Genomic DNA, 14,378 nt, shown 5'->3' on the forward strand with positions numbered 1-14,378 from the left:
AAAAGCAAGGTATTAATAAATTAAACCTTGCCATTCCCACAATTAAATAATCATTCGCTGCCACTATCAATAAGTAAAAATAATTTTATTAACCAATTTTTTTATGATCTGATGTCAGCATCAATTAGTTGCGTACGTTCAACATTGATTTTCCTGTTAAATAACGTTTAAGATCCTCCACCCCGATTTCCACAGAATTTTTCATAGTATCACATGAAGTTCCCGCTAAATGAGATGTCAAGGTAATATTATTTAACTGCAAATACGGATGATTTTTAGGCAGGGGTTCTTCATCATAAACATCAATTGCAGCTCCCCCAATGTCCTTGTTACGCAGAGATGTCACTAACGCCGCCGTATCTACCAACCCGGAACGTGCTGTGTTGATAAGATATGCTGTTTTCTTCATCTTTTGTAATTCTTCTGCTCCAATAAAATGATGTGTTTTTTCTGACAGACGTAAATGCACACTGACAAAATCTGCTGTTTCCAGCAATTGATCCAATTCCATAAATTCTACACCGCTATTGGCAAACTTGCTTTTATCAATATACGGATCATAAACGACTACTTTTGTACCGAATCCCTTTAAGCGTTCAGCCACTCTCTGGCCGATATAACCGAAACCAATGATCCCGGCTGTCATTGCACGCATATCATGTATATATTCCTGATTTACATACTTTTTACACCATTTACCTTCAAAAATAAGTTTATGGCTGCGGGCAATGTTTTTATTTTCAGCTATCATCATCCCCACCGTAAAATCAGCCACTGCATTGGCGCTTCGCCACGGTGCGTTTATTAATTTAATATTTTTTTCTGTTAAAGCAGCCACATCAGCATTTTCATAACCACCCCGCAATACAGCTGCGACTTTCAGATTTTTACAGGCATTTATTATTTCTTTATTAATACTTGCCACATGAACTACTAAAATATCTTTATCCGCACAATTTTCAAGCAGTTCCCTGCAAGTTGGTGCGGCATCCACACCATTGTGTTCTATCAAAAGCATCCGGTCCGTTATCGGACCCATTGCATACATTTCTTTGTCCTCAATGATTGTCACATCTGCATTATATTGTTCCAGCTCATGCATTTGCTGCATCAGATCTCTAGTAATACCACCATCTGCAACACAAAGTATTTTTGTTTTAGTCATTTTTATCTCTCCCCATACATCTTTATCTTTAAAAGTCAAGCTTTACCTGCTGATCCTACTAAATCTATTTTAGCTGCCACTACTTTTTTCAATGCAGCAATCGGTTTCTCATTGGCATTATGCGGCCAGATAGCCAAATGTTTAGCTGTATTTAATTCTTCTTTTAATGTTCCATAAAAAGCTGTGAGCATCTCGGAAAATATGTTTAATTTACATATGCCATTCTGCACCGATTTCTTTATTAATTCATCAGGTGTTCCCGAACCGCCATGCATTACCATTGGAACTGTAGAAATTTCATTCAACATTTTTAATCTGTCAAAGTGTATTTTGGGTTTATACACATATATTCCATGCGCAGTACCTACAGCAACTGCTACACAGTCAACTCCTGTAGCATCAATAAAATGTTTAAGTTCATCAGGACGTGTTAGAGAATCCTCCGGATTGTCAAATGTATTTTTAGCTGGTGCTCCTATTTCACTATTTCCTACTATACCATCACCCACATGTCCTAATTCAGCCTCTACACTGACATTAAATTTATGCGCATAATCAACTACATATTTTGTTTTATCAATATTTTCCTGTAATGGCAGCATTGAACCGTCAATCATTACAGATGAAAAACCGGTATTCACACATTTTTTTATAAATTCCAAATCAATAGCATGGTCAAGATGAATACATACCGGAACAGATGCTTTCTGTGCTATTTTTCTAAGACTATATAACCAGTAATCCAGTCTGTCTCCTTGCAAATCAAGGCATAACCCCATTAAGATAACTGGTGACTTTTTTTCTTCCGCTACTTCCACCACAGCAATTGCCATCTCAATATTGCTTACATCAAACGCTCCCACAGCGTACTTATTTTTACGTGCATCATTAAGTACTTCCTTCAAACTTACTAATGACATCAATATCCCTCCACTATTCATTTATTATTTACGATACAATCAGATGCAATATTGCCTGATAGAAAAGGCAGCATCTCTTCAGCCAACAAATGCGGTGACTGGAAAAATGCATCTGTCGTGCTTCCGGCCAAATGCGGTGTTATCGTTACATTTGGTAAATCAATTAATGCACATCCTGCCGGCAGTGGCTCGACATTAAATACATCAAGCGCCGCTCCGGCGATTTTTCTATCTTTTAATGCCGCATACAGTGCATCTTCATCAATTAGTCCTGAACGGGCGGTATTTATCAAATATGCCGTGGATTTCATTAATCCTAACATTTCAGAATCTATCAAGTGGTGTGTCTGCGCCGACAAACGACTGTGTAAAAGTAAAAAATCTGATTCTTGTACTAAATTTTTCAAGTCAGTGATTTTGATATAGGCAGGAATATTATCAGCAAAAGGATCATAGCCTAATATTTTCATGTCAAAACCATGTAAACGTTTTGCAACTTTCCTGCCTATCTGTCCAAGCCCGATAATACCCGCTGTCTTACCCGGTAGATCCGGCACGTATTTTTTATTGGTATACTCCCGTATCCAGTCTCCGTTTTTCAGATTCAAATGACTTTTAGCTATATTCCGGCATTCGGCAATAAGCATTCCAACTGTAAAATCAGCTACTGCTGAAGAATTTCTTCCCGGGGTATTATAAACCAGAATATTATTTTTATTTGCCCATTCTAAATTTATATTTTCGTACCCCCCGCGCAAAACACCTATTGCTTTAAGATGTGTGCAGGCGGATATTACACGTTTATTTATCGGACAAAACTGCGTAATAATAATGTCGGCATCTTTAATTTGCTGAATTAAATCATCGGGCAGTGCATATGATTCACTACCATACTTTTCTATCTGTAAGTTAATATTTTGTAATTCTTCCTGATTTTTTAAATACCAGTCGATAGCTGCCAATTCCGCACCTGCCTGTTTGAAAACATTAAAACCTTCCATTATATATTGAGAAGGTATAAGTAAATCTCCTATTCCAATAATTTTCATCTGATTTACTCCTTCCAAATTAAAAAGTAGACGACAGTTGTCACTTCATTTATTTTTCCGATAAGACTAAACTATTTTTAATATATCTTTCACCAGCACTGTTTTTATTTGCGATTTGGATCTGCTGGCATGAAAACTGATAACATTCTTCTGTTGTTTAAAGTAATTAACAATATTTTTCAAATAATTAAGATGATTATTTTCACCTTTTAATGCCAATAAAAACACTATTCCAACATCTATGACAGACTTATTATTACCCATTTCCGCAAATTTTACTGTCTCAGGAATTACAGCTGCTATAATAGCCTCTTTTAATACATTTTCCGGATTGGAATGTGGTACTGCAATACCTGTCGGTTTAGTTGCAAGCCCGGTCGGATAATTAATTTCGCGTTCCAATGTAGCTTTGCGATAATTTTTATTAACATAGCCTTTATCAAATAAATAATCCGACAAAAAAGTTATGACATCTTCTTTTGTTTTTACTGAATTCAATATTGCTGCATCATAAAATACATCTTCCATTTCACTTGCACTACTCATATTCTCATCCCCTTAAACGATTAAAAACCAAATGCCCATGAAAATAACTTATACACTATGACCAAAGCCGGTGTGCCTGTGGCATCCCATGCTGACAAGGCTCCTTTTGAAACATCATATCCCAAACTTCCCGCCAGTTGTGTCATCGGTCCGGCCATTATGGTTGCACCCCAGCAGAATAATGATATTATTATTGACAAAATAATAATATTGTGTAGAATATTGCCCTCAGTAATCGCATTTACAGCTGCACTTTCCCACAAGACAATAATAAGACTAACTGATGCAATCATTTGATTTCCAGGCAGTAAAACAGAAATGAGCAAAGCCAGCGGATACATAATTAATGTTGTCGGCACTACGGCAGAATGTCCTATAACCGTGGAACAGTCAAGCGCGATCCTGACATCATCTCTATGCATTTTCCCTACTAAAATTTTACGTGCCGCTTTTATAATTGGAAACCAACCTTCTACAAGAATAGAAGCCATACGAGGTAAAAGTAAGAATGCAGCCGCCATTTTTACTCCTAATAACAACGACGGCATAACACCTATTTGACTAAAAGCTCCGATTATTATCCCCAGTACCGCTCCCATGACGGTTGTTTCACCAAGGACGCCAAACTTTTCCTGTATCGTTTCCGCATTGAAAGCTGCATCCTTGATTACCGGAATTCTCTTTAACACGTATTCAATGGGAATAGCAATACATGCCTGAAACGAAAAATGCGTACCGTGCGGCCAAGAACCACCAGGAGGAAAGTTATTGATTTTTTCGATATATGGTGCAGCAATATCTGCCGCCTTAACATCAATTATTAAAAAGATAATAACCGCTAATGTCGCTATCCAAAAACTGCCGCTGACAACTCCTACCAGACCAGCAAGCAGCATTGCCCGCCATGTATTAAAAACATACACATATAAAGTCTGGGTAAAACGAATTGAAACAAGTAAAACATTTAATATCAAAAAAACAAAAACCCCAAAGTATCCGTAAGTGTTGCCAAAAGCATATCCCAAACATCCCCAGCCGATATCTACGACGCTTTTATTAATTCCATATAAGGAAATAATATTTAGAATTGGCTGTACCATAGCTGTCTGAATCAGATTTACGACCAAAAATAATCCTGTCAATCCAATAGATACCTTTAAGGCTCCTAAAATGGCTTTTTTAAATTCCACACGCACCAACAATGAAACAATGAGTATAATACCTACTATTGTTACCGATGAATCAAATCCAAAAAACGTTGATAATGCTTTAGTAATGCTGTCTACAAATTCCATGTTTAATCACCTCTATCTGCCTTATTTTTTAATTTATTGTGCCATTATCTTACGCACATTATCCATTATTTCATCCAAGGCTTTCTTAGCCGCAGCTTCGTCCAGCATAATTCCCAGCGCCCTGATCATAGGAACCGGATAATCATTCTTCATTTCAACAGTTGTAACCAATAAATCAATATTTCCGCCGGTAATAGTTTCTTCCACATCTGTAACTCGGCATAAATTAACCACTACATCCTTACTAAGGTCTTCTTCTTTTAAGCGATCTTCTATTTCCTCCCTTAAATAATTAGATGTACAAATTCCTGCACCACAACAACAAAGAATTTTTACTTTTTTTCCCATTTTGAATCATCCCCTCTTTTATTTTGTGAATCTGATATTATAAAAAGCAAATCACGTGCCAACTACAAAAATTTTGCCTTGCACCCATATTAATTACTTAGTTGTAAATTTTAAGATTTTTTTGTAATTACATAAATTTCATTTTACTTTACAAAACTTTTATAATCTATACCGTACCGATCGGTAAAAATTACAAACATACCAGAATTCATTTCACTTAAATGATGATATATAAAAAAACAAGGGACCATTTACTAAACGGTCTCTTGTTTTTTTATAATAAGAATTTTATTAAATGTATAATCAACAACTTTTTTTATATATGCCTCAGTTATTTTATCACCTGTTATAAGCAGTCGATAAAACAACGGTCCAAAGATCAGATCTATGCACAATTCCAAATCCGTATCAATAGATAATTCACCTCGTTTAACACCACGTTCTAATATTTGCCTGGCTTTTATTCTGCGTGGTGTAAAATAACGCCGCCGATACTCTTCAGCTATCTGGTCATCAAACTGTCCCTCGGCAATAAGTTCATTGAGTACTTTCCCCTCATCGCTCAATAAAAAACGGCTTAAATTAAGTGCCTGAGTGGTAATATCCGTAATAACTGAACCTGTATTCGGCATAGGTAGTTTTATTATTGACCTGGACAAAAAACCATCCATTACAACAGCAGCTTTGTTGGGCCACCATTTATATATTGTAGCCTTACTCACACCTGCTTTTTCAGCTATTTTATCAACAGTTATATTAACAAAACCTTTTTCTAATAACAGCTTATATCCGGCATCTAAAATCGCCTGCTCTGTTTCCTTGTTTCTTGGCCGTCCCCGTTTCTTTAAAATTTCCAAAAATATTCCCCCTATATATAAAAATATATATCTATTATACTAAATATAATAAAAAAATACATTTTTTTCTATTTACAAAACTATACGTTTAGTTTATAATTTGTATAATGAAAACTAAACGTATAGTTTTTGTATAATAGAAAGAAGGAGTTTATATGATCAACAGCAAACCAGTATCTTCGTATATTACAAGCATTCTAGCTATCGCTTGCGGCGTAATAGTAGCAAATCTTTATTATGCCCAGCCTTTAATAGCTACAATAGGTTCTGCAGTAAATCTGCCATTGGCACTATCCGGGCTAACAGTTACCTTTACACAGATAGGTTATGTGTTCGGACTAATTTTTCTCGTTCCACTGCTTGATCTTGTCGAAAATCGCCGTTTAGTTCTTATTACTTTAATAATTGCTGTTTTAGCCCTTATTGCTTCGATTATCAGCAAAAATGCCGTTGTCTTTTTATCAGCCTCCATATTTATCGGGCTCGGCACCACTGCCACACAAATCTTAGTCCCATATTCTGCGTATTTATCAGATGAGCAGCATCGTGGTGCTACTGTCGGTAAAGTTATGAGCGGATTACTGCTTGGTATAATGTTGGCAAGACCTGTTTCTGGTATAATTGCAGGAACGTGGGGCTGGCAAGCAGTCTTCCTCTTTTCTGCTGTATTAACATCAATATTATGGCTGCTATTATTAAAAGTTTTGCCAAAACGTCAGCCTGTTTCTGGTGCAGCTTACGGTGAATTAATCTATTCTTTATGGCAGATAGTGTCTACTACAGCTATTTTACGCCGTCGGGCTTTTTACCAAGCATGTCTGTTCGGAGCATTCAGCCTGTTTTGGACAGCCGTACCTTTGTGGTTAGCGGATAATTTTGGTCTATCACAACATGGCGTTGCCATATTCTCTTTTGTTGGCGTAGCTGGGGCTGTTGCCGCCCCCATTGCCGGCCGGCTTGCTGATAGAAAAATGACAAAACCCTTGACCGGTGCCGCTATGATAACAGCAACCCTGTCATTTCTATTAACATTAATGTTTATGGATTTTTCCATTTTATCTTTATTCGTGTTGATAATTTGCGCTATAACACTTGATATGTCAGTTTCCGGTAATCTGGTATTAAGTCAAAAAATTATTTATTCACTCGGTGACAAGGTGCGCGGCCGGGTCAACGGAATTTTTATGGCAATTTTTTTTATCGGCGGTGCTGTCGGGTCTCTGCTCGGCAGCTGGTCTTACTCATATGGCAGCTGGTTCATGACAGCCAGTATCGGTGCTATGATAAGCTTTATTGCCTTTCTGTATTATTTAACCGAAAAGTCCTAAGGCAATAACTGCGGCATTTAGGAAAAACTCTCATTTTATTACCAATTTTCATAAGAAACAAATTCAGTCAAATTTTTGCGCGGTCTCATTGATGGGTTTTCTGCAGAATAACCTACGGTAAGAACTGCACAAATGTATAAATCAGCAGCAGCGCTGACAGCTTTTTGCATTTCTGCCTGGTCAAACCACCCCGTCCAACAAGTACCCAGACCCAAATGATCCGCTTCCAGCACAATATGTTCAATAGCAATTGCTGTATCGCGGATAATAAGTTTAAGTTCAGGCAGAGGACAATATTCATCTAATTTTGTCGTCTGTGATAAGCGAGCACTTATATCAGCTGCACAGACAATAAAAACAGGTGCGCTAAGCATCCATTTCTGATCATGATCAGCCATGGTAATCTGTTCCTTTTTGGTCTGATTGCGTACAATTAAAAAACGCCATGGTTGGGTATTACTACCTGATGGGGCATATTGTGCACTTTCCAGTAATTGTCTTATCAATTCGTCTGGGACATCTTTAGCCAAATATTTGCGGATACTCCTGCGTTCCTTAATTTCCTTCAACATAATAGCACCTTCTTTTCAAGAATTGTTTATAAAAATCCCGCAGTCATAAGACTGCGGGATTTTTTTAACTGCCCAAAGCAAAATATTAACGTTTTGAGAACTGTGAAGCTTTACGGGCTTTCTTCAAACCATATTTACGACGTTCCTTTTCACGCGGATCACGTGTTAAGAAACCGGCTTTCTTCAATGATTTGCGCAGTTCACCGTCAACCAATAAAAGTGCACGGGAAATACCGTGACGTATTGCACCGGCCTGACCTGATGCACCACCGCCTTCAACCTTAGCGATTACATCGTATTTTCCTTCTGTTTCAGTCAGCACAAGCGGTTGTTTAACAATGAGTTCTAATGTCTTAAGACCAAAATATTCACTCATATCATGGCCATTTATTTTAATGTTGCCTTCACCTGGAACCAAGCGAACTCTGGCAACCGAAGTTTTTCTGCGGCCTGTACCGTAGTAAGTAACTAATGCCATTTAAATATGTTCTCCCTTCCAGTTATTAACGAATATCAAATTTTAGTGTTTCAGGCTGCTGTGCAGTATGAGGATGCTGCGGACCTGTGTATACACTAAGTTTTTTATACATTTGAGCACCAAGACGGTTTTTAGGAAGCATACCGCGAATAGCGGATTCCAAAACCTTTACCGGCTGCTTTTCCAGCATTTGTCCAGCCGGAGTGAAAGTCGTACCGCCCGGATAACCGGAATGACGGAAATAAGTCTTTTTAATTAATTTTTTACCACTGAAAACTACCTTTTCAGCATTTATAATAATAACAAAATCACCCGTATCAACATGCGGTGTGAAGGTAGGTTTATGTTTACCGCGGAGCACTTTAGCAACTTCAGCAGCCAAACGGCCTACTGTCTGTCCTTCAGCATCCACGATGTACCATTTGCGTTCAACATTTTGGCCGTTAGCCATGAATGTGGTTTTCATCGATATCTCCTTCCCTATAATGCGATTAACTAAAATAATTTAAATAATTATATAAAGCCTCATCACGATTACCGGGGCTGGAAATCACAAGAGAAAACTTCATACTCAACTATTATAATAAAAGTAAAAACCAGAGTCAAGATTTTTTTATAATTATCACTGACGCTTACCTTACAATATCAATCTATCCATTCATGACCAAATTTGCTGAGCAGTTCATCCGCCTGTGCCGGACCGTTGCTGCCCGGTTCATATCTGAATACTGGCAAATTTTCCCATTTATATAATTCATGCAGCTTATCAATAAAATTCCAGCTTAATTCAATTTGATCCCATTGGGAGAACCATGACTTATTGTCATTTATACAAGCTTTTATAAGTCTTTCATATGCTTCCGGCGTATTTAATCGATTCACGTAATCACTTTGGCAAAAATCCATTTTAGCTTGAATTATTTCATCGGTATCGCCAGGTTTTTTTATATTAAACTGTAAATATACGCCTTCACTGGGCTGCACTTTTATGATCAATATATTCTGCGCTGCTTTTTCCAAAAACGACGGGCGAAAAATTATGGCTATTTTGATTTCCCGGCTGGATAATTTTTTACCGGTCCTGATGTAAAATGGCGTTCCCCACCAGCGTTCATTATCAATAAACAACCTAAGTGCAGCGTATGTCTCCGTTGTCGAATTAGGCTTCACCAATTTTTCCTGATGATACCCTTTGTACTGACCGAGTACAAGAGTTTCGCGAATATCTTTTACCGGGCGCAGCGCCCGCAGAACTCTGATCTGAGCATCATGCATTGCTTCACTGGAAAATTGTTCCGGCCATTCCATAGCAACTATTGATAATATCTGAAACAAATGATTTTGTACCATATCGCGCAAAGCGCCACTAGCATCATAATAACCGCCGCGTGTTTCAATACCCATATCTTCCGATGCAGAAATTTGAACCGTTTCAATATAACGTGAATTCCACAGATTAGAAAAAATCGGATTGCTGAAACGCAGTGTCTGAATGTTTCTAATCATTTCCTTACCAAGATAATGGTCAATGCGAAAAATATTATTGTCAGTGAAAAAACCTGCCAGTTTTATATTAAGTTCCTTTGCCGAATCCAAGTCTTCTCCAAACGGTTTTTCCAATATCACTTTTCCATGACAGGCATGCTCTACATTGGTAAGTCCATCGGCTATTACACTAAAAAACCGCGGTGCAACGGCAAAATAAAAAATATGTTCAGCCAAATGATTTTTTTTATAATAATTGTTTAAAGTCTTATATGATGAAATATCTGTAAAATCCATTTTATAGTAAGTTATTCTAGCAGAAAATTTTTTAAACGCAGCTTCATCATACGGCAACCGGGAAAATTTTTCTACCCAGCTGCGTGCAATATCAAGATATTTTTCTGTCGTATAATCACGCCGGCCAATAATTATTATTTTCCTTTCAATTGCATGATCACCGGCAACACTCATATTATAAAATGCCGGTAAAAGTTTGCGAAAGGTCAAGTCACCTGTCCCACCAAAAATCGTAAAGGCTGAATTATTCATAATCTTCTCCTATTCCAAGGCGATCCCCACTCCCTCATGAACTTCTGTCCTATCGGCAATGGCGCCTATCATCCCCGTTGTTTTATTTATTTTCATACTTATCAGCTCATTTGAAAGACGATTTACTACAAGCAAATATTCTCCATTACCGCTCAGTAAAAAATCGCGGGGATGGTCGCCACCGCAAGAAATCTGCTGAATCATTTTAGGAGTGGCTCCTTCTATGGAAAATACACTTAAAAGATTACTGCCGCGTGTGGAAATATAAATAAATCTTCCGTCACCGGACAACCGTAAGGCTGCCGAAGCACTGCCCGTTGCTGATTGTTCCGGTAAAAATGACATTTTACTGATAAGCTCCCACGAATTATTTTGCACTAAATGATAATAGAATAACTCATTACTGAGCTCACTAACTAAATATAAGCGTTCATCTGTAGTAAATACGCCATGTCGCGGACCTGTGCCCGGTGAAAAGACTATCTTATCTGTCAAAAGAAAATTTTTCCCCATATCATAAATATTTATGCAGTCGAGTTTAAGACACGGAACAAAAATATTGCTCCGCCAGCACATTACCTGATGACATCCGGTTTCAGACCCATTCACCAATTTTTTTACTAACTGCAATTTTTGATTGGCAATTTTATAAATCATGACTACGCCATCATGATAGTTAGCAGTATATACAAATTTATCACGACAGCCAATAAAACAGGCTGAAGCTCTCTCCATAAAAGCTTCTGATAGTACTGTTCCGTTTTTGTCTAATAACGCAATACCGGATTTCCCAGGAATCTCACGCGTTACAACCACAAATTCGTCCGTCAGGGCCACACACTTACCACCATTTGTTGTATAAAAAGATGTTGGCTTAGTGAGCTTCCCTGTAACATCGTCAAATTTAAAACGATAGACACCCTGACTACATTTTGAATCATACGTACCTACGTACCCAATATGTTTCATAATAAACTCATTCCCCTAAATAAATTTATAATTTGTCCCAAGATGATATCACATCATTATCTTATCAGCTTCACAAATAACACATAAAATTATACTTATCCCCATGTTTAAAGTATATTATATTTATCTCCCTTTTACAAATACAATATACTTCTATGCAGCAATATTTTCGTTGGCAAAAGACTCTATATTATGTACAATGTGTAAGATAAATTATGCCTTTGGAAATTTATCAGTCAATACCTTTCGATTGCATATTATTTTTAATAATTCAAACCATTATATCAAATTATTAAACTTATTTTATAATGACGTCAGCCCAAAATACTAACTTATTATAATCACTGCAGTTTAAAAACATCAGTAAAGTATATCTCCATCAAAAACATTTGTACCTATTTTAAATTTATCTGTATATTGCCACATATATCCCCGTACAGAATCGGTATTTCCCCATTCAGCATTCCACACGGTACATTGCAACACCTGCCAGTCAATATAGTTGCATAACCAAAAATGAGACGAATATATTCCGCTGTCCAAACCAATATCATTTATAAAGACCTGGCACATATTTGTAATTTTGTTTTTATTGAATGAAAAATTATGCTGTGCCTTCCAGCCGTCAGCATCTTCCATATCATAAAATACCGGCAATTCCAGCAATACTCCTGCATCATTTATTGCCCTTTTACAATTTTGTGCTTCCTGCGCCGACTGCTCTTTGTCCATGGCATAAGAATAATGGTATGCCCCCACCTGCAGCCCCGCAGCATGTGCCAATGCCACATTTTGTGCAAATAATGCATCTGATTCAAATTGCCCCATACTGCAGCGTATAATAGCGAATTCAATACCGGACAGCACTGCTGCCCGCCAATCGACCGTTCCATTATTCTCACTTACATCAATACCTTTTTTCATTAACAATTTCTTCCTTTATTCGATAAAACCGCCACTTCACCATCTATTTCTTCATTTTCTAATTCAATTGTCTCAATAACATGTTGCAAGCATCCGCTCATTAAACCGGGCTATACTTACGAAAAAAACCTTCATCCGCAAAATAGATGAAGGTCATAAAAACATATCTCATCACAGCAGCACAAAAATACTGCCGTTTCGAAATCCCCTCCCCATCGCTCGCAGGTCCATGAATGATTTCATTCATAATCGGTGATTGTCAAACAGGCAGTTCTTCTGGCTCGGAATCATCACTTATTGCACCTTCTCAGGACATATTCCCAATGGTATATTGCAATTTGCTCTTCCTCACAGCGGCGGGACCGCTCCGGCTTTATACCGGATTTTCTATTGAGTCCTTACGGACACCTGTCTCATCATATCAAATTGATCACAGTTGCATTTTTAACTGAATTTCTAAGGTATCGGTATCAGAGTACGGCTGATAAAAGCCAAATTTTCTCAATTGGACAACCAGTTACCAGCTATTAATCATCATGTGCTTAGTATATCATTACACCAAGTCGAGTGCAATACAATTCATTTATTTTTTCATAACTGTTTTATATGCTACTAATTTTCTTATTAATTAAATCAAAAATATTGCCGCACGAAGTCGATCACGTGCGGCAATCCCATCAATAAATAAAATTTTAATACTACAGAGTCCTGCCATATTCATCGACAGCTAATATTGCCGCTTTATATTTAGCCTGATCACTTTTGTAAGGAACACAATTCCACTCATTAATAAAAGGTGCCCTTTTCACAATACTATCAACTTCTGCTTCACTTGAAATTCCGATTTCCCGCAAAGTCACCGGTAATTCCAATTTTTTATTAAAAGCTGCGATCTTGTTGCGCCGCTCGATTTGCCCATCATATGTAAGCAACACTAAAACGCCATAGGAAACCACTGCGCCATGCCGGTACTGGTGAGCCTGCGGCAGAATTGTATAAGCATTGTAAAAGCAATGAGCCAGTGATGAGTTGTAATAATACTCAATCTTATTGTCAAAAGCCGAACTTGTCAAATTTGATGCTATCCCCGTACTGATAATAATATCCAGCACAACTTGTGTAAGTTCAAAGGAAGGCCGTTTTTCTTTTATTGCCTTTAAAGCATCTTCCCCAAAATCAAGCAGAGGTTCCGTACAAGCTGCCGCTGCTTTAAGCCCTATCAATGGAGTATGGAATAATTTTTTACCACGCGCAGCCAGCTCCACTTCACATTCCTTGGACAAAGCATCTCCGATACCAGCCCATAAAAGTTCTTCAGGTGAATCCGCTATAACCGCTGTATTTATGAATGTATGCAGTGGACATTTTTTTGTGAAATAGTAGCGTGATAACGCCCCGGCATCATCATATAAAACTGCTATAGCCGAAGTTGGTGCGCAGTTAGATGCTACCGTAGGAAATGAAAAATAAGCTTTGTCAAGTATATCTGCCGCCGTTTTAGCTGTATCTATTGCCCTGCCGCCGCCTATGCCAAATATTATGTCAGAACTTTTTACAGCTTCATTATCCAACATTTTTTTTACATTACTTTCACTTGAATCACCACCGTACCACACTGTCGCTAAATGATCCAAACCTGCCTTGCTCATAGCTTTAAGTATCGCCGGTTCAGCTTTTTCCAAAGCTGTTTTGCCACCTATCATAACAACTTTTTTACCAAAATATTTAGTCACGGGACCAATTTCATCATAACAATTTGTTCCTACACTGTACTGTGGCAAGTATATCGAATAATTTTCTCTCATATGCGGATAAACCACTGGAAGCGTTTATCTTTCATCTCCTTATTTCATTGCAAATAATTGTGCTAGTCAATAATTATAACATCTAAAT

The 14,378-nt window shown here is 37.6% G+C and carries 15 protein-coding genes and 1 riboswitch; of the genes, 1 reads left to right on the forward strand and 14 read right to left on the reverse strand.

Annotation, left to right across the window (positions count from 1 at the left end):
* Positions 1-124: 124 nt before the first annotated feature.
* The 7 genes from F8M42_RS10010 to F8M42_RS10040 form a co-directional block, all read right to left on the reverse strand.
* Positions 125-1,165, reverse strand: coding sequence for a 2-hydroxyacid dehydrogenase (locus F8M42_RS10010; RefSeq protein WP_182186408.1), 1,041 nt, complete (start codon positions 1,163-1,165; stop codon positions 125-127).
* Positions 1,166-1,200: 35 nt separating this feature from the next.
* On the reverse strand, positions 1,201-2,085 hold the full coding sequence (locus F8M42_RS10015) for a class II fructose-bisphosphate aldolase (RefSeq protein ID WP_182186409.1): 885 nt from the start codon (positions 2,083-2,085) through the stop codon (positions 1,201-1,203).
* Positions 2,086-2,102: 17 nt separating this feature from the next.
* Positions 2,103-3,134 carry a 2-hydroxyacid dehydrogenase gene (locus tag F8M42_RS10020; RefSeq protein ID WP_182186411.1) on the reverse strand — a complete coding sequence of 344 codons (1,032 nt, stop codon included), beginning with the start codon at positions 3,132-3,134 and terminating at the stop codon, positions 2,103-2,105.
* 66 nt (positions 3,135-3,200) lie between these two features.
* On the reverse strand, positions 3,201-3,680 hold the full coding sequence (locus F8M42_RS10025; RefSeq protein ID WP_229711331.1) for a PTS sugar transporter subunit IIA: 480 nt from the start codon (positions 3,678-3,680) through the stop codon (positions 3,201-3,203).
* Between the two features lie 20 nt (positions 3,681-3,700).
* Positions 3,701-4,975 carry a PTS transporter subunit IIC gene (locus F8M42_RS10030; protein WP_182186413.1) on the reverse strand — a complete coding sequence of 425 codons (1,275 nt, stop codon included), beginning with the start codon at positions 4,973-4,975 and terminating at the stop codon, positions 3,701-3,703.
* Positions 4,976-5,008: 33 nt separating this feature from the next.
* A complete protein-coding gene (locus tag F8M42_RS10035; RefSeq protein ID WP_182186415.1) occupies positions 5,009-5,323 on the reverse strand; it encodes a PTS sugar transporter subunit IIB in 315 nt (104 codons plus the stop codon).
* 254 nt (positions 5,324-5,577) lie between these two features.
* Entirely contained in the window at positions 5,578-6,180 is a 603-nt protein-coding gene (locus F8M42_RS10040) for a TetR/AcrR family transcriptional regulator (RefSeq protein WP_229711332.1), read from the reverse strand.
* Between the two features lie 155 nt (positions 6,181-6,335).
* Between F8M42_RS10040 and F8M42_RS10045 the strand changes: the two genes are divergently transcribed.
* A complete protein-coding gene (locus F8M42_RS10045) occupies positions 6,336-7,508 on the forward strand; it encodes an MFS transporter (RefSeq protein WP_182186416.1) in 1,173 nt (390 codons plus the stop codon).
* 38 nt (positions 7,509-7,546) lie between these two features.
* Here F8M42_RS10045 and F8M42_RS10050 read toward each other — a convergent pair whose 3' ends face one another.
* From F8M42_RS10050 to F8M42_RS10080, 7 genes are all read right to left on the reverse strand, one after another.
* The gene (locus F8M42_RS10050; protein ID WP_182186418.1) at positions 7,547-8,080 is read right to left on the reverse strand and encodes a nitroreductase family protein; all 534 of its coding nucleotides are present in this window, start codon (positions 8,078-8,080) and stop codon (positions 7,547-7,549) included.
* 85 nt (positions 8,081-8,165) lie between these two features.
* Positions 8,166-8,558, reverse strand: a complete 393-nt coding sequence (rpsI, locus tag F8M42_RS10055; RefSeq protein ID WP_182186420.1) for a 30S ribosomal protein S9 — start codon at positions 8,556-8,558, stop codon at positions 8,166-8,168.
* 25 nt (positions 8,559-8,583) lie between these two features.
* Positions 8,584-9,024 (reverse strand): 50S ribosomal protein L13, encoded by a 441-nt coding sequence (rplM, locus tag F8M42_RS10060; protein WP_182186422.1) that lies wholly within the window; start codon positions 9,022-9,024, stop codon positions 8,584-8,586.
* A 179-nt stretch (positions 9,025-9,203) separates the two neighbouring features.
* On the reverse strand, positions 9,204-10,592 hold the full coding sequence (zwf, locus tag F8M42_RS10065) for a glucose-6-phosphate dehydrogenase (protein ID WP_196595031.1): 1,389 nt from the start codon (positions 10,590-10,592) through the stop codon (positions 9,204-9,206).
* A gap of 9 nt (positions 10,593-10,601) precedes the next feature.
* The gene (locus F8M42_RS10070) at positions 10,602-11,561 is read right to left on the reverse strand and encodes a lactonase family protein (protein ID WP_182186424.1); all 960 of its coding nucleotides are present in this window, start codon (positions 11,559-11,561) and stop codon (positions 10,602-10,604) included.
* Positions 11,562-11,921: 360 nt separating this feature from the next.
* Positions 11,922-12,485: a GH25 family lysozyme gene (locus tag F8M42_RS10075; RefSeq protein WP_182186425.1), complete on the reverse strand. Its 564-nt coding sequence runs from the start codon at positions 12,483-12,485 to the stop codon at positions 11,922-11,924.
* Positions 12,486-12,734: 249 nt separating this feature from the next.
* Positions 12,735-12,912, reverse strand: a riboswitch (cobalamin riboswitch).
* A 271-nt stretch (positions 12,913-13,183) separates the two neighbouring features.
* Positions 13,184-14,290 (reverse strand): iron-containing alcohol dehydrogenase family protein, encoded by a 1,107-nt coding sequence (locus F8M42_RS10080; protein WP_182186427.1) that lies wholly within the window; start codon positions 14,288-14,290, stop codon positions 13,184-13,186.
* Between the last annotated feature and the right edge of the window lie 88 nt (positions 14,291-14,378).

This window comes from Pectinatus frisingensis (assembly GCF_014076555.1).
In the GTDB taxonomy this organism is placed as follows: Bacteria; Bacillota; Negativicutes; order Selenomonadales; family Selenomonadaceae; genus Pectinatus; species Pectinatus frisingensis.